19 protein-coding genes are annotated in these 19,105 nt (G+C 72.0%); 13 read left to right on the forward strand and 6 right to left on the reverse strand.

Annotated elements, in window-relative coordinates:
• The first annotated feature begins 55 nt into the window (after positions 1 to 55).
• The gene (locus JW613_RS16160) at positions 56 to 622 is read left to right on the forward strand and encodes a histidine phosphatase family protein (RefSeq protein WP_209211530.1); all 567 of its coding nucleotides are present in this window, start codon (positions 56 to 58) and stop codon (positions 620 to 622) included.
• Here the strand turns inward: JW613_RS16160 and JW613_RS16165 are convergent, their stop codons facing one another.
• The 4 genes from JW613_RS16165 to JW613_RS16180 all read right to left on the reverse strand — a co-directional run bounded on the left by JW613_RS16165 (position 623) and on the right by JW613_RS16180 (position 3,655).
• Positions 623 to 1,231 carry a hypothetical protein gene (locus tag JW613_RS16165; RefSeq protein ID WP_209211531.1) on the reverse strand — a complete coding sequence of 203 codons (609 nt, stop codon included), beginning with the start codon at positions 1,229 to 1,231 and terminating at the stop codon, positions 623 to 625.
• A gap of 74 nt (positions 1,232 to 1,305) precedes the next feature.
• Positions 1,306 to 2,292 (reverse strand): aldo/keto reductase, encoded by a 987-nt coding sequence (locus JW613_RS16170; RefSeq protein WP_209211532.1) that lies wholly within the window; start codon positions 2,290 to 2,292, stop codon positions 1,306 to 1,308.
• 133 nt (positions 2,293 to 2,425) lie between these two features.
• Positions 2,426 to 3,133, reverse strand: coding sequence for a class I SAM-dependent DNA methyltransferase (locus JW613_RS16175; protein WP_209211533.1), 708 nt, complete (start codon positions 3,131 to 3,133; stop codon positions 2,426 to 2,428).
• Positions 3,134 to 3,256: 123 nt separating this feature from the next.
• The gene (locus tag JW613_RS16180; protein WP_209211534.1) at positions 3,257 to 3,655 is read right to left on the reverse strand and encodes a hypothetical protein; all 399 of its coding nucleotides are present in this window, start codon (positions 3,653 to 3,655) and stop codon (positions 3,257 to 3,259) included.
• Positions 3,656 to 4,163: 508 nt separating this feature from the next.
• Between JW613_RS16180 and argC the strand changes: the two genes are divergently transcribed.
• From argC to JW613_RS16210, 6 genes are all read left to right on the forward strand, one after another.
• Complete coding sequence (gene argC, locus JW613_RS16185; RefSeq protein ID WP_209211535.1) at positions 4,164 to 5,201, forward strand: N-acetyl-gamma-glutamyl-phosphate reductase; 1,038 nt, start codon at positions 4,164 to 4,166, stop codon at positions 5,199 to 5,201.
• Positions 5,198 to 6,370 carry a bifunctional glutamate N-acetyltransferase/amino-acid acetyltransferase ArgJ gene (gene argJ / locus JW613_RS16190; RefSeq protein ID WP_209211536.1) on the forward strand — a complete coding sequence of 391 codons (1,173 nt, stop codon included), beginning with the start codon at positions 5,198 to 5,200 and terminating at the stop codon, positions 6,368 to 6,370. The genes argC and argJ overlap by 4 nt, the downstream gene beginning before the upstream one ends.
• Positions 6,367 to 7,365 carry an acetylglutamate kinase gene (gene argB, locus JW613_RS16195; RefSeq protein WP_245225790.1) on the forward strand — a complete coding sequence of 333 codons (999 nt, stop codon included), beginning with the start codon at positions 6,367 to 6,369 and terminating at the stop codon, positions 7,363 to 7,365. The genes argJ and argB overlap by 4 nt, the downstream gene beginning before the upstream one ends.
• Positions 7,362 to 8,573: an acetylornithine transaminase gene (locus JW613_RS16200; protein ID WP_209211537.1), complete on the forward strand. Its 1,212-nt coding sequence runs from the start codon at positions 7,362 to 7,364 to the stop codon at positions 8,571 to 8,573. Before argB ends, JW613_RS16200 begins: the two co-directional genes overlap by 4 nt.
• Before the next feature lie 34 nt (positions 8,574 to 8,607).
• The gene (locus JW613_RS16205) at positions 8,608 to 9,135 is read left to right on the forward strand and encodes an arginine repressor (protein WP_099886328.1); all 528 of its coding nucleotides are present in this window, start codon (positions 8,608 to 8,610) and stop codon (positions 9,133 to 9,135) included.
• Between the two features lie 176 nt (positions 9,136 to 9,311).
• Entirely contained in the window at positions 9,312 to 10,442 is a 1,131-nt protein-coding gene (locus tag JW613_RS16210) for a PQQ-dependent sugar dehydrogenase (protein WP_209211538.1), read from the forward strand.
• Here JW613_RS16210 and JW613_RS16215 read toward each other — a convergent pair.
• Both JW613_RS16215 and JW613_RS16220 read right to left on the reverse strand, forming a co-directional pair.
• Positions 10,439 to 11,470 carry a bile acid:sodium symporter family protein gene (locus JW613_RS16215; RefSeq protein WP_307865921.1) on the reverse strand — a complete coding sequence of 344 codons (1,032 nt, stop codon included), beginning with the start codon at positions 11,468 to 11,470 and terminating at the stop codon, positions 10,439 to 10,441. The genes JW613_RS16210 and JW613_RS16215 overlap by 4 nt on opposite strands.
• A 108-nt stretch (positions 11,471 to 11,578) precedes the next feature.
• A complete protein-coding gene (locus tag JW613_RS16220) occupies positions 11,579 to 12,463 on the reverse strand; it encodes an SCO6745 family protein (RefSeq protein WP_209211540.1) in 885 nt (294 codons plus the stop codon).
• Between the two features lie 72 nt (positions 12,464 to 12,535).
• Between JW613_RS16220 and JW613_RS16225 the strand changes: the two genes are divergently transcribed.
• The 6 genes from JW613_RS16225 to JW613_RS16250 all read left to right on the forward strand — a co-directional run bounded on the left by JW613_RS16225 (position 12,536) and on the right by JW613_RS16250 (position 19,103).
• Positions 12,536 to 12,919 carry a DUF488 domain-containing protein gene (locus JW613_RS16225; RefSeq protein ID WP_209211541.1) on the forward strand — a complete coding sequence of 128 codons (384 nt, stop codon included), beginning with the start codon at positions 12,536 to 12,538 and terminating at the stop codon, positions 12,917 to 12,919.
• A gap of 267 nt (positions 12,920 to 13,186) precedes the next feature.
• A complete protein-coding gene (gene argH, locus JW613_RS16230; RefSeq protein WP_209211542.1) occupies positions 13,187 to 14,626 on the forward strand; it encodes an argininosuccinate lyase in 1,440 nt (479 codons plus the stop codon).
• A gap of 147 nt (positions 14,627 to 14,773) precedes the next feature.
• Positions 14,774 to 15,745, forward strand: coding sequence for an aldo/keto reductase (locus JW613_RS16235; protein ID WP_209211543.1), 972 nt, complete (start codon positions 14,774 to 14,776; stop codon positions 15,743 to 15,745).
• A gap of 110 nt (positions 15,746 to 15,855) precedes the next feature.
• A complete protein-coding gene (locus JW613_RS16240; protein ID WP_209211544.1) occupies positions 15,856 to 16,941 on the forward strand; it encodes an alpha/beta fold hydrolase in 1,086 nt (361 codons plus the stop codon).
• A gap of 105 nt (positions 16,942 to 17,046) precedes the next feature.
• On the forward strand, positions 17,047 to 17,598 hold the full coding sequence (locus JW613_RS16245; RefSeq protein WP_209211545.1) for a TetR/AcrR family transcriptional regulator: 552 nt from the start codon (positions 17,047 to 17,049) through the stop codon (positions 17,596 to 17,598).
• On the forward strand, positions 17,595 to 19,103 hold the full coding sequence (locus JW613_RS16250) for an MFS transporter (protein WP_209211546.1): 1,509 nt from the start codon (positions 17,595 to 17,597) through the stop codon (positions 19,101 to 19,103). Before JW613_RS16245 ends, JW613_RS16250 begins: the two co-directional genes overlap by 4 nt.
• Positions 19,104 to 19,105 lie beyond the last annotated feature (2 nt).

A 19,105-nucleotide genomic window follows, 5' to 3' on the forward strand; every position in this document is an offset into this window, starting at 1 on the left:
AACTCCCGGGTGTACGACTCTCGAACACCCGGCCGTGCGGCTCTACTCTCACCGCATGCACGTGCGTATGACGCTGCTCGCCGCCGGCCGCAGCTCCATTGGAGCGGACGTGCGCTTCGACGACGACCGGTCGCTGGACGCCGCCGGGTGGGAGGAGGCCGTCCGGAGGGCTCCCACGCTCTCCCACCTGGCGGCGGCCCAGCTGCGCTACTGCTCACCGTCGACCCGCTGCCGCGAGACAGGGGCCGTCCTCGGCCTCAGTCCGCTCGCCCAACCGGCTCTGCTCGACTGGGACATGGGCCGCTGGCGCGGCGCCACCCTCACCGAGGTGACCGTGCGCGAGCCGGAGGCCGTGCACCAGTGGCGCACCGACCCGCGATCGGCCCCGCACGGCGGGGAGTCCCTGCTGACCTTCATCCGCCGGATCGGCGGCTGGCTGGACACCCGGCCGGTGGCGGCGGGCGAGTGGGCGGTCGCCGTCACCGAACCCTCCATAGTGCGGGCGGCGCTCTGCTACGTACTCAAAGCACCACCGCACACCTACTGGCACCTGGACGTCCAGCCGCTCGCCACCCTCACGCTCACCGGGCTCACGGGTGACTGGCGGCTGGAGCTGCGGTGATCAGCTGCGGGCGGCAGCAGCGTGCAGGGCGTGCAGGAGCCGGAAGCGGTCCGACTCGGGGCTCCGGCGGCCGTCGGCCATGGCACGGGACAGCTGGAACATGGGCGGTGGCCCGTCGACAGGAGCGCCCTCCTCGCGGGCCAGCAGATCGCCGAGCGCCCGCCACACCGCGGCCCGGCGCGCCGCCGCGCTCTCGTAGCCCGGTTCGCCGCCCTCCGCCGAGTCGTCGGCTCCTCCTCCGGCCTCCGGCCGGGCACCGCCCCCGGCGGCACGGGCCGCGAGGTCGGCCCGCAACCCGCTGCGGCCCTCGGGAGGACCGCAGCCGTCCAGTACCGCCAGCGCGAAGGTGCACAGCGGGTCGTCGGCCAGCCCGTGGTGCCGCGCGGCCAACTCCGCGCCGTAGCGCTCCATCTCCGCCACGACACCCGGCCCGGAATCGGTGAGGAACGACCGGAAGGGCTCCTCGGCCAGCAGCGGTGAGTCCGCCGGCGCCCCCGGCACCGCGGCCACGGGCGCCTTCCCGCTCTCCACCGGTGACTGCCCGGGCCCGCTCGGCGGCGCCGCGTGGTCCCGCTCCGCCTCCGCGGCCCGCTCCCTGCCTTCAGCCATGGTGACGAGTATGGCCCCGGGGACCGACAGCGCCACCCCGCAGGGCCGTGAGCAGGCCGACGGCCGGATACCGCTCAGCCGTTGACGAAGGCCAGGGCACCGTCGTCGTAGCGGGCCCCGGCGATCCGGTCGCGGGGGGCCGCCGCCTCGATGTCCGCCAGCTCCTCGGACGTGAGGGAGATCGAGAGCGCCGCCACGTTCTCCTCCAGGTACTTCTGCCGCCGGGTGCCCGGGATCGGCACCACGTTGTCGCCCCGGTGCTGCACCCATGCCAGGGCGAGCTGGCCCGCCGTGACCCCGCGCCGTTCGGCGAGCTCGTTCAACCGCTCGACGATCGCCAGGTTCCGGTCGAAGTTGTCCCCGGCCCAGCGCGGCATGGAGCGCCGGGCGTCGCCCTCCTCCATGGCGTCGGGCGAGGTGTAGCGCCCCGTCAGGAAGCCGCGACCCAGCGGGGAGAACGGCACCACGCCGATGCCCAGTTCGCGGCAGACCGGGGCGATCTCGTCCTCCAGATCGCGGGTCCACAGCGACCACTCGCTCTGCAGCGCGCTGATCGGGTGCACCGCGTGGGCGCGCCGGATGGTCTCGGCGCTCGCCTCGGACAGTCCCAGGTGGCGGACCTTGCCTTCGGCCACCAGCTCCGCCATCGCCCCGACCGTCTCCTCGATGGGCACCTGGGGGTCGACGCGGTGCTGGTAGTACAGGTCGATGTGGTCGGTGCCCAGCCGGCGCAGCGACGCCTCGCACGCCTGGCGGACGTAGGCGGCGTCGCCCCGGATCAGCGTGGGCTCGCCGAGCTTGTTGGCGAAGCCGAACTTGGTGGCCAGCACCACCTGTTCGCGGCGGTCGGCGATGGCTCGGCCGATGAGTTCCTCGTTGGTGCCCGCACCGTAGAAGTCGGAGGTGTCCAGGAGGTTCACGCCCAGGTCGAGTGCCCGGTGAAGGGTGGCGACGGACGTCTCGTCGTCGGAGGAGCCGTAGCCGTGGCTCATACCCATGCAGCCGAGCCCCTGCGCGGCGACGGTGAGCTCCCCGAGGTGGCGGGTGGGAAGGGCGGTCATGCGGTACCTCCTGTGCCGGGGCGCCCGGACCAGCGGTTTTCGGGCCGGGCGCCGTTTGGTGCGATCTGGTCGTTGACGCTAGGCCTTGGAGCGCGCTCCAACGCAAACGCGCGTCGCGAGGTCGCCGCCGAACTCAGTCGCCCTCCCGGTGCCACACCAGCGCTGCCGAGATCGGGTGGTGGCGGTACTTCTCCCACTTCGGTTTGCGCTCCAGCCAGCGGTCGTCGATGACTCCCTCCCGCATCTCGGCGAGGCGCCATCCGGCACCCAGCCCCGCGCTCACATGGTCGCTGAGCAGATGGACGTGGGTGCTGATGGCGACGTGCTCCCCCGAGGCGTCGGTGAAGTGGGTGGGCATCCCGGAGGCCATGATGAAGTGCGGATGGAAGGCGACGACGACGCAGTGCGCGCCCGGCGCCGCCAGCCGCCACGCCTCCTGGTAGAACGGCCGCAGATCGGGCAGGTGCTCGTCGATGAGTGAGGAGATCACCAGGTCGTAGGCGCCCGACTCCAGCTCGGTGGCGCGGACGTCGCCCTCCAGGAGCCGGTCGTGGACGCCCTTGGCGCGGGCCTTTCGCAGCATCCCGGGCGTCAGGTCCACCCCGTCGAGCGTGCCGGTGACCCCTCGACGCCGCAGCCAGGCGCCGGTCCGACCGGTGCCGCACCCCAGGTCGGCCGTGCGCCGCACCTCGCGCCACGGGGGCACGGTCAACTCGTCCAGCAGCGCGAGGTCCATCACGTCCTCGACGGTGTCCTCGTAAGTGGTGACCCACTGGCCGTAGCCGGTGGCGACGTCCACGGTGCGGTAGCCACGCGTGTCGAAGTCGGAGAAATCAAGCATGGGGGCGAGTATCACGGCCGGTGCCACCCCCGGGCGACAGCTTTTCCGCCCCTCGGCCCCGCCTCACCTGCCCCCGGCGCCGCCTGCCGGGCCCGGGCGCCTCGGACCCGGCAGGCGCTGACGTCAGCTCTGGTAGGTGGTGACGTCCAGGTTGTCCGCGGTCCAGTGGCTGCCGTCACCCGGCTTCTTGTAGAAGGTCTCCCGCTCGCCGTCGGGGCAGGCCTTCGCCGAGTAGTCGGTGTCCGCGACCCTGCCGTTGCGCTTCCATTCGATCTTGACCTGGACGCACTTGCCGTCGGACTCCTGGTCCTCGACCCAGCCGGAGGCCCAGGTGGAGGAGCAGGTCCCGGCGCTCTCGCCCCAGTAGCGGTCGTGGTGCCACGAGCACCCCGCCAGGTCGATGGAGTACTTCGAGACGACGTCCCCCGCTGCCGGAGCCGCCGGAGCCGCTGCTCCCGCGGGTGCGGCCCCGGTCAGTGCGGCGCCGGTCGCGACGGCGAAGGCGAAGGCGGTCGCGGTCACACGCTTCCTGAGATGCATCAATCCCCCTCGTTGAGATCTCAACCCCCTGTTGAAATCGCAACGAGCCTAGGAGAGGAACGCATGCTTCAGTAGCCCCCGGAGAACGATAGTTCTCGCTCTTCTCGGAACCCGGCCCCGGGTGACCGAGTGCTTCAGATGGCGGGCATCGCCATCTGAAGCCTCAATCTGTCGGGACCGCACCTGGGGCGTCGGGCCGGCCTCACCTGGAGACCGCGAGCCGCCTTCTGCGCCAGACCATTGCTGCCACCGAGAGCGCGGCGAACTGAGACCGGATGCCGGGCGCCCGAGTCCCCCGCATCGCTAGGTCCTCGCAGGTGAGAACCGTAGTCACTCTCTCGTCCGTCGGCTGAAGGGCTCAGGGCCGCCAAGTCGGGTGCTCATCCGTCAAGTGAAGCGCCCAGTCGTATCCCGGCAACCAGGTGATCGCATCATTCGTTGCATAAAACTGCTGCACTGCGTATAGTCATGCCTCCGAGGAGGAGGTCTCATGGCGGTGCGCACGGCGGTGGCGGGAGCGAGTGGATACGCGGGAGGTGAGGTACTGCGCCTGCTCGCCGGGCATCCACAGGTGGAGGTCGGGGCGCTGACCGGCAACAGCAACGCCGGGCAGCGATTCGGGACGCTCCAGCCGCACCTGGTCCCGTATGCGGACCGTGTGCTGGAGGAGACTACGGTCGAGGTGCTGCGGGGTCACGACGTGATCTTCCTCGCCCTCCCGCACGGGCAGTCGGCGGCCGTCGCCGAGCAGCTCGGCACCCCCGACGACGGGCCCCTCGTGATCGACTGCGGCGCCGACTTCCGGCTGGCCGACGCGGCGGACTGGGAGCGGTTCTACGGCACCCCGCACGCCGGTACCTGGCCCTACGGTCTCCCCGAGCTGCCCGGCGCCCGCGAGGCGCTGCGCGGGACGAAGCGGATCGCGGTACCCGGCTGCTTCCCCACCGCCGTCTCGCTCGCGCTGGTGCCCGCCTACGCGGGCGGCCTCGCCGAGCCCGAGGCCGTGATCGTCGCCGCGACGGGTACCTCCGGCGCCGGCAAGGCCCTCAAACCGCATCTGCTCGGCAGCGAGGTCATGGGCTCGATGAGCCCCTACGGGGTCGGCGGTACGCACCGGCACACCCCCGAGATGATCCAGAATCTCTCGGCCGCCGCGGGGCAGCGGGTCAGCGTCTCCTTCACCCCGACCCTCGCCCCCATGCCGCGCGGCATCCTCGCCACCTGCAGCGCCAAGGCCACCCCGGGTACGAGTGTCGAGCAACTGCGGGCCGCGTACGAGAAGGCGTACCAGGACGAGCCGTTCGTCACCCTGCTCCCGGAGGGGCAGTGGCCCGCGACGGCCTCGGTGGCCGGCTCCAACTCCGTGCACCTGCAGGTCGCCCACGATCCGGAAGCGGACCGGGTCATCGTCGTCGGCGCCGTCGACAACCTCACCAAGGGCACCGCGGGCGGTGCCGTGCAGAGCATGAACATCGCCCTCGGCCTGGACGAGGGACTGGGACTTTCCACGATCGGAGTCGCACCATGAGCGTCACAGCGGCCGGCGGGTTCACGGCGGCGGGTATCGCCGCCGGGATCAAGGAGAGCGGGGGGCTGGACCTCGCGCTCGTCGTCAACAACGGGCCGCGCCAGGAGGCGGCGGGGGTCTTCACCTCCAACCGCGTCAAGGCGGCGCCCGTGCTCTGGTCCGAGCAGGTCCTCAAGGGCGGCCGGGTGTCCGCCGTGGTCCTCAACTCCGGCGGCGCCAACGCCTGTACGGGCGCTCCCGGCTTCCAGGACACCCACGCGACGGCGGAGCAGGCGGCCGAGGCGCTGACGGCTGCCACCGGTAGCGAGCACAGCGCGGCGGAGGTCGCGGTCGCCTCCACGGGGCTGATCGGGCTGCGGCTGCCGATGGACAAGCTGCTGCCCGGCGTCGAGACGGCCACCGCAGCGCTGTCCGAGCACGGGGGTGAGAAGGCCGCCCTCGCCATCAAGACGACCGACACCGTGCACAAGACGGCCGTGGTCACCAGCCCCGCGGGCTGGACCGTGGGCGGTATGGCCAAGGGCGCGGGCATGCTCGCCCCGGGTCTGGCCACCATGCTCGTCGTCCTGACCACCGACGCCGACCTGACGGCAGGGGAGCTGGACGGCGCGCTGCGCGCCGCCACCCGCACCACCTTCGACCGCATCGACTCCGACGGTGCCATGTCCACCAACGACACGGTGCTGCTGCTGGCCTCCGGAGCGAGCGGAGTCCGCCCGGAGCAGGCCGAGTTCGCCGAGGCCGTCCACGCGGTCTGCGCCGACCTGGGGCAGCAGCTCGTCCGGGACGCCGAGGGCGCCTCCAAGGACATCCGTATCGAGGTGGTGGGCGCGGCCGACGAGGACGAGGCCGTCACCGTGGGCCGCACCATCGCCCGCAACAACCTCCTCAAGTGCGCCGTGCACGGCGAGGACCCCAACTGGGGCCGGGTGCTCGCCGCCATCGGCACCACCGACGCGACCTTCGACCCCGACCGGCTGGACGTGGCCATCAACGGCGTGCAGGTCTGCCGCGGCGGCTCCGTCGGCGAGGACCGCGACAAGGTCGACATGCGCTTCCGCGAGGTCCGCATCACCGCGGACCTGAACGCGGGCTCCGCGTCCGCCGTCATCTGGACCAACGACCTGACGGCCGACTACGTCCACGAGAACAGCGCGTATTCGTCATGAGCGTCCGACAGCCCCGCAGCACCCGCAAACACACCGCGCTGCCCAAGGCGCAGATCCTCGTCGAGGCGCTGCCCTGGCTGACCCGGCACCACGGCAGGACCGTGGTGATCAAATTCGGCGGCAACGCCATGGTGGACGAGGAGCTGAAGGCGGCCTTCGCCCAGGACGTCGTCTTTCTGCGGCACGCCGGGCTGCGCCCCGTCGTGGTGCACGGCGGCGGCCCTCAGATCAGCAAGCAACTGGACCGGCTGGGGCTGGAGTCCGAGTTCCGGGCCGGGCTGCGGGTGACCACGCCCGAGACGATGGACGTCGTACGGATGGTGCTGGCGGGCCAGGTGCAGCGCGAGCTGGTCAATCTGCTCAACCAGCACGGCCCGCTCGCCGTCGGCATGACCGGCGAGGACGCCCACATCATGGCGGCCACCAAGCACCTGGCCGAGGTGGACGGGGAAGCCGTCGACCTGGGCCGGGTGGGCCGGATCAGCTCCGTGGAGACCGGTGCCATCGAGGCGCTGCTGGACGACGGGCGGATTCCGGTCATCTCCTCCATCGCCCGCAGCGCGGACGCCGCCGACGGCGCGGGAGGGGTCTACAACGTCAACGCCGACACCGCGGCAGCCGCGCTCGCCGCCTCGCTGGGGGCCGAGACGTTGATGGTCCTCACCGATGTGGAGGGCCTGTACGCGGACTGGCCGAACAGCGACGACGTGATCAGCGAACTGAGCGCGGCGGAGCTGGAGAAGCTGCTGCCCGAGCTGGCGAGCGGGATGGTCCCCAAGATGGAGGGCTGTTTGCACGCCGTACGGAACGGGGTGCACACGGCCCGGGTGCTGGACGGGCGGGTGCCGCACTCCATCCTGCTGGAGATCTTCACGGACGAGGGCATCGGCACGATGGTCGTGCCGGACGCCGTGCCCGAGCCACGCGACGCACCCCGGAACACGCCTCGCGACGCGGGCGAGCACACGCCACGGAAGCCGGAGGGCCCCGCATGACCATCGCGCACGACAACTCCGCCCTCACCGGACGGTGGCAGGGCGCGCTGATGAACAACTACGGCACCCCGCGCATCCCGCTGACCCACGGCGAGGGCAGCCGGCTGTGGGACGCCGAGGGCAAGGAGTACACCGACTTCGTCGGCGGCATCGCCGTCAACGCGCTCGGTACCGCGCATCCGGCCGTGGTGCGTGCCGTCTCCGATCAGGTGGCCACTCTCGGCCATGTCTCCAACCTCTTCATCGCCGAGCCGCCCGTCGCGCTCGCCGAGAAGCTGCTTCAGGTGGCGGGCCGCCCGGGGAGGGTGTATTTCGCCAACTCCGGTGCGGAGGCCGTCGAAGCCGTCTTCAAGATCGGGCGGCGCACCGGGCGCAGCCATATGGTCGCCACCCAGGGCGGTTTCCACGGCCGCACCATGGGCGCCCTCGCGCTGACCGGCCAGCCGGGCAAGCAGGACCCGTTCCGTCCGCTGCCCGGCGACGTCACCCACGTCCCGTACGGCGATATCGAGGCGCTGCGCGCGGCGGTCACCGAGGAGACGGCCTTTGTGATCGTCGAACCGATCCAGGGCGAGAGCGGCGTCGTCGTGCCGCCCGAGGGCTATCTGGCCGCGGCCCGGGAGATCACCGCCGCCACCGGCACGCTGCTGGTGCTGGACGAGATCCAGACCGGCATCGGCCGAACGGGGCACTGGTTCGCGTGCCAGGCGCAGGGTGTCGCGCCCGATGTCATCACGCTCGCCAAGGGGCTGGGCGGCGGGCTGCCGCTGGGCGCCACGCTGGCGTTCGGCGCCGCCGCCGAGCTGCTGGAGCCGGGCCAGCACGGCTCCACCTTCGGCGGCAACCCGGTCGCCTGCGCCGCCGGCCTCGCGGTGCTGGAGACGATCGCGGCCGACGGGCTGCTCGATCACGTCAAGCGCGTCGGCGCCCGGCTGCGGGAGGGCGTCCTGGGCCTGGACCACCCCTTGGTCGCACAGGTCCGCGGCGCGGGGCTGCTGCTGGGTATCGTGCTCACCGAGCCGGTCGCGCCGCGCGCGCAGCAGGCGGCGCAGGACGCGGGGTTCCTGGTGAACGCGGTCGCCGGGGACGTCCTCCGGCTCGCTCCGCCGTTGATCGTCGGCGAGGCCGACGCGGAAGCGCTCGTGCGGGCGCTGCCCGCCGTCCTCGACGCGGCGGCGGCCGACGCCACGGCCGGCAGACAGCGATGAGCCGAAGCAGATGAACCAGAGGGGTACGCGCACGATGACCGAGGAGCAGCACGGGGGACAGGCCGTCCCGCAGACGCGGACGGCCCGTCATCGCCGTATCGTCGACATCCTGAGCAGGCAGCCGGTCCGCTCGCAGAGCCAGCTCGCCAAGCTCCTGGCCGACGACGGGCTCACGGTCACCCAGGCCACCCTCTCCCGGGACCTCGACGAACTGGGCGCTGTCAAGATCCGCAACACCGGGGGCGAGCTGATCTACGCGGTCCCCGCCGAGGGCGGGGACCCCACCCCTCGGGCGCCGCTGGGCGAGTCCGCCACCGAGGCCCGGATGGCGCGGCTCGCGGGTGAGCTGCTCATCTCCGCCGAGGCGTCCGCCAACCTCGTCGTGCTGCGTACTCCGCCCGGCGCCGCCCAGTTCCTCGCCTCGGCCATCGACCAGGCGGGGGTGCACGAGATCATCGGCACCATCGCGGGGGACGACACGCTGCTGCTGATCAGCCGGGCGCCGGACGGCGGGCAGGCACTGGCCGACCATCTGCTGGCACTGGCGCAGAAGGAACGCTGAGCGCGCGCGAGGGGTGCACAAGACCTGTCCCGCGCGGTTCGCGGGCACTACCCTCACGGACAGCCAGTAGGGCACCACCCCCCACCCAGGTTGCATGCTGGCGCGGGCGCCCCCCATCTCCCACGGCCCCCTCGCAGCCGGGTGACGACGTGACCGCTGCTTGCAGGAGGATCAGGGTGAGAGTTCGCAAACGCCCGGCGCTGGTCGGCACGCTCGTGCTGGCCGCCTCGCTCGCGTTATCCACGGCGTCCGCCGAAGACAGGACCGCGCCGCGACAGGCGGACGTGTCCCTCACGAAGGTCGCCGAGGCCAAGAACCCCATCGACGGAACGGCCGGTCCCGACGGCACCGTCTGGATCGCCGAACGGTCGGGCACGGTACGGGTCCTGGACGACAAGGGACTCGGCGACCCCGTCGTCGACATCACTGAGGAGACCACCGAGGACGGTGAGCGAGGCCTCCTCGGCATCGCCTTCGATCCCGGTTTCAAGCATCTGTACCTCTCGTTCACCGATCTGCAGGGCGACAGCAGGCTCGACGAGTTCGCCGTCGAGAACGGCGAGGTGCAGCAAGGCAGCCGCCGCACCGTTCTCCAGCAGGAGCAGCCGTACGCGAACCACAACGGCGGCGACATCGCCTTCGGACCGGACGGCATGCTCTACGTCGCCTTCGGCGACGGCGGCAGCGCCAACGACCCGCAGGACAACGGGCAGAATCTCGACACGCTCCTCGGCAAGATGCTGCGCATCGACCCGGGCAAGGGCGATCCGTACGCGGTGCCCGAGGACAATCCGTTCGTCGGGAAGCCGGGTGCGCGCCCCGAGATCTGGGCGTACGGGCTGCGCAACCCGTGGCGGTTCTCCTTCGACTCGGCCACCGGTGATCTGCTGATCGGCGACGTCGGCCAGAACCGGCGCGAGGAGATCGACTGGGCGCCCGCCGACAGCGCGGGCGGCGAGAACTACGGCTGGGCCCGGATGGAGGGCACGCTGCCGGTGGCAGGTCAGGAGCCGGCGAACCATGTGCCGCCGGTCTTCGAGTACGACCGCGGCCCGGCACGCTGCTCGGTGACCGGGGGCCACGTCTACCGCGGCGACGCCCTCCCCGACCTGCGGGGCCAGTACCTGTTCTCCGACTACTGCGAAGGCGCGATCCGCGCGCTGGAGATGAAGAACGGAAAGGTCACCGGCGAGACGGACCTCGGCGTCGACGGCGGGGAGGTCGTCTCCTTCGCCGAGGGCGGTGACCAGGAGCTCTACGTGCTGGCGCTGGGCGGCGAGATCTACCGGCTGGACCCGGCCGCTTAGCCGTCGGAGTCCTTCGGGCTCCCGGTTCCACCGGCGTCCTCGGGGGCGGCGGCCCGGTCGCGGTAACCGAACCACGCGGCGGCCACCGCTCCCGAGACGTTGTGCCACACCGAGAAGACGGCGGCGGGCAGTGCCGCGAGCGGGCTGAAGTGCGCCGTGGCCAGGGAGGCGGCAAGACCCGAGTTCTGCATACCGACCTCGAAGGCCATGGCGCGGCCGGCCGGTTCGCCGAGCCGGGTCAGCCGCCCCACGGTGTAACCGATCGCCAGGCCCAGGCCGTTGTGGAGTGCCACCGCCAGGAAGACCAGGGCGGCCGCCGACTTGATGGTGTCCGCGCTGCCGGCCACCACGATGGTGACGATGGCCGCGATGGTGACCGCGGACAGCCACGGCAGGACCGGCAGCGCCCGCTCCACATGGCGCCCGGCGACCAGCCGCACCAGCAGTCCGCCCAGCACCGGCAGCAGCACCGTCTTGAGGATGTCGCCGAACATCGAACCGGTGTCCACCGGCAGGAACTCGCCCGCGAGGAACAGCGTGAGCGGCGGCGTCAGCAGCGGTGCGACCAGCGTGGAGACCGAGGTGACGGAGACCGAGAGGGCGACGTCACCGCGGGCCAGATAGGTGACGACGTTCGATGCCGTGCCGCCCGGCGAGCAGCCGACGAGGATCACACCGGCGGCCAGCTGCGGGGAGAGGTCCAGCGCCTGGGCGATCAGCCAGCCCAGTGACGGCATCACGAGGTACTGCGCAGCGAGCCCGAGCGCGACCGCCCAGGGCCGCCGCACGATGCCCCGGAAGTCCGGCACCGTCATGGTCAGTCCCATGCAGAACATCACGACGCCGAGCAGATACGGCACCGCCTCGGCCCCTCCCGTGAAGCTGCCGGGACTCAGCAGTCCGAGCGCGCCCGCGAGCAGCACCAGGAGGGGGAAGAGGGTCACCGCGCGGCGGGCTCCGCGCTGCTCGGCTGCGGCCCCCGGGGAGTCGGGGGCGCCCGGCGAAGTGTTCTGGTGTTCGGTTCGCACCCGGAGAGAAAACGCCCTGGTAGGGCCGGTTGGCAAGGCCGTCTCGCGATGTGGCCGCCGCATGCCGCCCCGGCGGGCGCCCGCCGGGGCGGCATGCGGCTGTCGCGTTCACCTGGGCCCGGGGGCCCGCACCGTGAGGATGCCCAGCGTGGACTGCGTGGGCAGCAGCCCGGATTCGATCACGGCGGTGAACGCCGGACGGTTCAGCTCGGCCAGCCGGGCGCAGCCGTCCTCACCGAGGGCTCGGTACGGCGCCGCGGCCAGCTCGTCGGTGACGCGCTCCACCTCGTCCCGCACCTCGCGCCCGCGTTCGGTGGCGCCGCCCTCGGCGTCGAGCAGGCCGCGATCCCGCAGCCGGTCGCGGGCCGCCGCCCACTCCTGCTCGCTCCAGCCGCGGGAGGCGAAGTTCGCCACCGGGGCCGCGCCGATCCCCGCGAAGGACACCAGCGCCTCGCAGCCGTCCAGCCCGGCGGCCTGCAAGGCCACCAGATGGCCGTCACCGCGGTGCTCCCGCAGGATGTTGGCCGCCTGCCACAGCACCAGATGCGGTTCGGTGGGCCAGTCCAGCGCGGCGTTGGCGGCGGCCAGCGGGCGCCCGGCGAGAGCGGCGGCCTCGGCGGCGGTGCGGGCCAGTTCGGCGGCCTCGGCGAGACCGGGGTCCGCGATCCGGTCGCCGAGCATGGCGCGCAGCGTGGCGTCCACGCCCCGGGTGCGGGCGTCCAGCACCGCCTGGGGCGAGGCGGTCCGCCAGATGCCGGGAACGTGCTCGGCGACCACGTGCGGGCTGAAGCTGTAGAAGGTCGCCGTCACCAACTGGGCCGTCGCCGCTCCGAGCGGAGCCGCGCGCAGAGCGAAGTAGGCGGGCCAGCGCTCGGTGGTGTCGTAGCCGAGGGCGTCGGCCTGGGCGGTGACCTCGGGGGAGAAGTAGACGGATGCGTAGACGGGTTCCAACTGGTGCCACGTCTGCCGCGCGAGACTCGGGAAGTCGGCCATGGCGGTACGCTAACGAGCAATGTGAACGGCGTCAACATGCGAGAGCCGCGGCACCGGCCGCACGCTGGCCTCATGACTGCCGAGAAGAAGCTCAGTATCCGGGTCCGGCGCGTCTACGAGGCCCCGGACCCCGCCGCGGACGGTGCCCGCGTCCTGGTGGACCGCGTCTGGCCGCGCGGGCTCTCGAAGCAGGACGCCGCGCTGGACGCCTGGCGCAAGGAGGTCGCACCCAGTACGGAACTGCGCAAGTGGTACGGGCACGACCCGGAACGCTTCGAGGAGTTCGCCGAGCGCTACCGCGGCGAACTCGCCACCCGGGAGGGGGAGCAGGCGATCGACGACCTCCTGGAGGCCGCGTCCGGCGCCCGGGTGCTCACCCTGCTGACCGCTGTCAAGGACCCCTCGATCGGTCACACCCGTGTGCTGGCCGAGGAGCTGGAGAGTCGCGCCTCGTAGGGGAGGGGCGGTGCATGGCACGCGTCGCCATGTCGCCGGCGGCGGTGGGTGGCAGGGGTGCACTGCCGGTCAGGACCGGCTGCTCGGTGAATTGACGAATCATGCAGCCCAACGCATACTTATGCTATTCAGTGTATGCCCGTACGGGGAAGAAGATGCCGACGAGGCCGACCAGCACGCGTAGGCTCGGGCCCCCGACTCCGACCGGACGGCGTCCGGGAAGTGGCAGGGGCATCTCCACCACCAGACGAACAGGCACGCAATCCAGTGAGCAGCCACAACAGCAGTGACAGCGGGGACGTCCGCCTGTGGGGCGGACGCTTCGCCGACGGCCCGGCCGAGGCCCTCGAAAAGCTTTCCGCATCGGTCCACTTCGACTGGCGCCTGGCGCCGTACGACATCGCGGGCTCGCGAGCGCACGCCCGGGTCCTGCACAAGGCGGGCCTGCTCACCGAGGACGAGCTGCGGCAGATGATCGCCGGGCTCGACGCCCTGGAGCGGGACGTCGCCTCCGGCCACTTCCAGGGCACGATCGCCGACGAGGACGTGCACACCGCGCTGGAGCGCGGCCTGCTGGAGCGGCTGGGCAAGGACCTCGGTGGCAAGCTGCGCGCGGGCAGGTCCCGCAACGACCAGGTGGCCACCCTCTTCCGGATGTATCTGCGGGACCACGCCCGCGTCATCGGCGGGCTGCTGGCCGACCTCCAGGGCGCGCTCGTCGGCCTCGCCGAGGCGCACCCGAACGTGGCGATGCCCGGCCGCACCCACCTCCAGCACGCACAGCCCGTGCTGTTCGCGCACCACGTCCTGGCGCACGCCCAGGCGCTGGCACGGGACGCGGAGCGGCTGCGGCAGTGGGACGCGCGTACGGCGGTCTCCCCCTACGGGTCCGGAGCGCTGGCCGGGTCGTCGCTCGGCCTGGACCCGGAGGCCGTCGCCGCCGATCTGGGTTTCGAGGGCGGCAGCGCGGCCAACTCCATCGACGGGACGGCCTCGCGCGACTTCGTCGCGGAGTTCGCGTTCGTCACCGCGATGATCGGTGTCGACATCTCCAAGATCGCCGAGGAGGTCATCATCTGGAACACGAAGGAGTTCTCCTTCGTCACCCTGGACGACGCCTTCTCGACCGGCTCCTCGATCATGCCGCAGAAGAAGAACCCGGACATCGCCGAGCTGGCACGCGGCAAGTCCGGCCGGCTGATCGGCAATCTGACGGGACTCATGGCGACGCTCAAGGCGCTGCCGCTCGCCTACAACCGGGACCTCCAGGAGGACAAGGAGCCGGTCTTCGACTCCATCGACCAACTGGAACTGCTGCTGCCCGCGTTCACCGGCATGATGGCGACGCTGACCGTGCACGGCGACCGGATGGCCGAGTTGGCGCCCGCCGGCTTCTCGCTGGCCACCGATGTGGCCGAGTGGCTGGTCAAGCGGGGGGTCCCGTTCCGGGTCGCGCACGAGGTGGCGGGTGCCTGTGTGAAGGAGTGCGAGCGTGCGGGCATCGAGCTGGACCAGCTCACCGACGAGCAGTTCGCCGCGCTCTCCCCGCACCTCACCCCGGAGGTCCGCGAGGTGCTGAACGTACCGGGCGCGCTGGCGGCCCGGGACGGCAAGGGCGGCACAGCGCCCTCCGCGGTGGCCGCGCAGCTGGCCGACTTCCGCGCCGATCTGGACCGGCAGCGCGAGTGGGCGGACGCCAAGCGCTGACGCCGGACCCCGTGCCCCTCAGGGGCGCGGGGCCGGGTCGACACCGCCGGCCCCCACGCCGGGGTACGGGTGCCAGGTGGGGCCCGGCGAGTACGGTGGTGCGGCACAAGAGCCGCACCGCCGCACCACCATGGCCGGGAGATGCCGATGCCTTTCACTCGTCTCGCCTCTGCCACCACGCCGACGGTCCACCTCGGCCTCGGGCTCGCCGCCGTCGGCCGCCCCGCGTACCTCACCCTCGGCAGGGAGGCGGAGCTGCCCACCGAGCGCACCCCCGAGGCGATGCGCGCCCGGACGCACGAACTCCTGGACGCCGCCTATGCGCAGGGCGTGCGCTACTTCGACGTGGCGCGCTCCTACGGGCGGGCGGAGGAGTTCCTGGCGGCCTGGCTGAGTGAGCACCCAGAGATCGACGACGTCGTCGTCGGCAGCAAGTGGGGCTACACCTATGTGGGGGAGTGGCGCACGGACGCCGAGGTGCACGAGGTCAAGGACCACTCCCTGGCGGCGTTCGAGCGGCAGCTGGCCGAGAGCCGGGAACTGCTCGGCCACCGGCTCGACCTCTACCAGATCCACTCCGTCACCCCGGACAGCCCCGCACTGACCGACAGCGCGCTGCACGAGCGGCTGGCTCGGCTGGCCGACGAAGGCGTCACGGTCGGCTTCAGCACCAGCGGCCCCGCACAGGCCGACGCCATCCGCGCGGCGCTGGCGGTCACCGTGGACGGCGAGCGGCTCTTCCGCACCGTGCAGAGCACCTACAACCTGCTGGAGACCTCGGCGGCCGGGGCGCTGGCCGAGGCGCACGAGGCGGGACTGACGGTGATCGTCAAGGAGGCGATGGCCAACGGACGGCTGGCGGGGGGTCAGGAGCCCCGCGATCTGCACCTGGTGGCGCAGGCGGCGGGCACCACGCCGGACGCGGTGGCGCTGGCTGCGGTACTGCGGCAGCCCTGGGCGGGGGTGGTCCTTTCGGGCGCGGCCACCGTCGGGGCGCTGCACGCAAACCTGCTGGCCACGGCGGTCGAGCTGGACGAGGCCCAACTGGCCCTGCTGTCCGACCTGGTGGAGGAGCCGGACGTGTACTGGCGGCGCCGCTCGGAGCTGCCCTGGGAGTGAAGTCGCAGGTCACCACGGCAGCGGGTCGGCCGAGGTGCGGATTTCGTCGCATGACCCATCGGTTCCGGGGCAGGTGGTCCTGCGCACATTGAGACCCGGGAGACCGAGAAGTGAAAAAAGTATCGACAGCCGCAGTGGCCCTCACCCTTTCCGTCGCAGCAGTCGCGGGCGGGATCGGGTTCACGGCCGGAGCATCGCAGGCGGAAGCCACCAAGAAGCCGAAGCCCGTCGTCCAGGACGCGTTCGACCCGCTCGGCCCGCCGATGCACCAGCTGCGGCACGCGGGCCGCACCGTGCACTACAGCGACACCGGTGAGAAGGGCGGCACTCCCGTCCTCTTCCTGGGCGGTACGGGGACCACGGCCCGCGTTTCGGGGATGACGGAGTTCCTGCGCACGACCCGGCAGAAGCTGGGGCTGCGGCTGGTCTCCGTCGAACGCAACGGGTTCGGTGACACCGAGTTCGATCCGGACCTGGGGTTCGCGGACCACACCTCGGACGTGCGTGCCGTCCTCGACAAGCTCGGTATCCGCAAGGCGCCCGTCGTCGCGATCTCCGGTGGCGGCCCCTACGCCGCGCACTTCGCCGCCGCCGCGCCCGAGCGGGTCTCCTCCCTCCACCTGGCGGCGGCGCTTCCGCCCTACGGCGACAAGCCCTCGTACTGCGGCAAGAGCGACGAGGAGCTCAAGGCGTACTTCCGGGAGCAGATCCGCGACCCGCGCAAGTGGTGGGCCTTTCCCGAGGACAGCCCCGTGCGTCGCATCCCCGGCTTCACGGACACAGCGGAGGAGGACGGGGCCCGCTCGTACTATCTGCGCGGCCAGTTGGGCGACCCCTCGGCGCAGGTGCACGAGCAGAAGCTGTACTGCCGGCGCCCCGGCCCCGACCTGTCGCACCTCAAGGCGCCCGCCTACGTCTACACCGGCACGAAGGACACCACCGTCCCGCCCGCGACCCAGGCCCGCTGGAAGGAGGCGCTGCCCCATAAGCCGGTGACGCGCAGCTACGACGACAGCGGACACGACGTGCAGTACCGCCACTGGGACCAGATACTGCTGGACATGGCCGGTTACGCGGACCGCACAGCGGTGTGCACCGGGCAGGGAACGAAGAAGCGCACCCGTGTGCTCCGGGAGGACGAAGCCGAGCGCGCCCTGGAGCGCGGTGCGACGCAGGGGAGCTGCGCCTGGCGCTGAGCATCCGCCCCGCCTCTCGATGACGCGCCCCGTCGCCCGGTGCGGCGGGGCGCCATTGCTGTCGCGGGTGAGACATTCATGTCTCATGTGCGGTACGATTGTCTCATGAGTCTGGACCGGGAAGAGCTGCTGAGCACCGCCGCCGATGTGCTGACGCGGCGGCCGACCTCCTCGATGGACGACATCGCCAAGGCGGCGGGCATCAGCCGGGCGACGCTGCACCGGCACTTCGCCGGCCGTGAAGCGCTCGTCCGCGCGCTCGAACAGCTCGGCCTGCGCCACCTCGACGCGGCGCTGGACGCGGCCCGCACCCAGGAAGGTGACGCCGCCGACGCGGTTCGGCGCCTGATCACCGAGACCGAACCGCTCGCCGGCTTCCTCGGCTTCCTCGTCACCGAGAACCAGCTGTTCGAACCCGGCGAACAGCACCCGGGCTGGACCCGGATCGACGAGCGCATCAGCGCCCTCTTCCAGCGCGGCCAGCGCGAGGGCGCCTTTCGGATAGACCTGTCCCCGGCCTGGCTGACCGAGGCCCTCTACGCGCTGATCACCGCGTCGGCCTGGGCGGTCCAGGACGGCAGGGTCGCGGCCCGCGACTCGGTACGGATGACCACCGAGCTGCTGCTCGGCGGCGTACGCCGGAGCAGTGAGGAATGAGCAGCCAGACCGTCGCCCCCACCCCCACCCGGCTGCGCTGGCTCGCCCTCGGGGTGCTGGTGCTGGCCGTGCTGCTGGTCGGCATCGACGTCACCGTCCTCGGCCTGGCGGCGCCCTTCCTCAGCGAGGACCTGCGGCCCTCCGGAACCCAGCTGCTGTGGATCGGCGACGTCTACTCCTTCGTCATCGCCGGGCTGCTGGTCTCCATGGGCAGCCTCGGCGACCGGATCGGCCGCAAGAAGCTGCTGCTGGTCGGCTCGGCGGCGTTCGGCGCCCTGTCGGTGCTGACCGCCTACGCGCACAGTGCCGAGGCGATGATCCTGTGGCGGGCGCTGATGGGCGTGGCGGGCGCCACCTTGATGCCCGCCACCCTCGCGCTGATCCGCAACATCTTCCCCGACCCGCGGGAGCGCAGCCTGGCCGTCGGTGTCTGGGGCGCCATGACGGCCGCGGGCACCGCCGTCGGCCCCGTCGTCGGCGGGTTCCTGCTGGAGCACTACTGGTGGGGATCGGTCTTCCTGATCAACGTTCCGGTGATGGCCGTGCTGGTGCTGGTCGGCAGCAAGCTGCTGCCCGAGTCCAAGAACCCGGCGCCGGGCCCGTGGGACCTGCCGAGCGTCGGCCTGTCGATGGTCGGCCTCATCGCCCTCGTCTACGCCGTCAAGGAAGCCGCGGCCTACGGCTTCCGCTGGGACGCCGCGGCGGCGGCCGTCGTCGGCCTGGCGGCGCTGTACGCCTTCGTACGGCGGCAGCTGCGGCTGCCCGCCCCGCTGCTGGACATGCGGCTGTTCGCCCATCGCGGTTTCAGCGGCGCCGTCCTCGCCGACCTGCTGACCATCCTCGGGCTGTCCGGACTGGTCTTCTTCCTCTCCCAGTTCCTCCAGATGGTGCAGGAGCGCACCCCGTTGCAGGCCGGCCTCGCCGAACTGCCCGCCGCGATCGGTTCGATCGTCGCCGGACTGCTCGCGGGGTGGGTCGCCCGCCGCACCTCCGTGCGGGGCGCGGTCTCCGGCGGGCTCGCCGCCGTGGGGCTGGCCCTGGGAGCCTGCGTGTGGCTGCAGACGACGACCAGCTATCTGCTGCTGGGCAGCGTGCTGCTGGTCGTGGGCGTGGGTGCGGGACTGGCCTTCACGGTGACCGCCGATGTGATCCTCTCGACCGTGCCGAAGGAGCAGGCCGGTGCCGCCTCCGCGGTCTCGGAGACCGCCTACGAACTGGGGGCCGCGCTGGGCATCGCCCTGCTGGGGTCGGTCGTGACGGGCCTCTACCGCTCCTTCGAGACGCCCTCAGGCGTTCCGGAGGGCTCCGCGGAGCACGCCCGGCAGTCGCTGGGCGAGGCCGTGCAGACGGCGCACACCCTGCCGTCGGCGCCGGGCGGGGAGTTGCTGGCCGCCGCGCGCGACAGCTTCACGGAGGGCTTGCGGTACGGCGCCGGTGCCGGAGCCCTCGTGCTGCTGGCCGCCGCGGCACTGGCCTGGCGGCTGCTGCGCGGGCAGCGCCTGTAGGG

The sequence above is a fragment of the Streptomyces smyrnaeus genome (assembly GCF_017676345.1).
Classification (GTDB): Bacteria; Actinomycetota; Actinomycetes; order Streptomycetales; family Streptomycetaceae; genus Streptomyces; species Streptomyces smyrnaeus.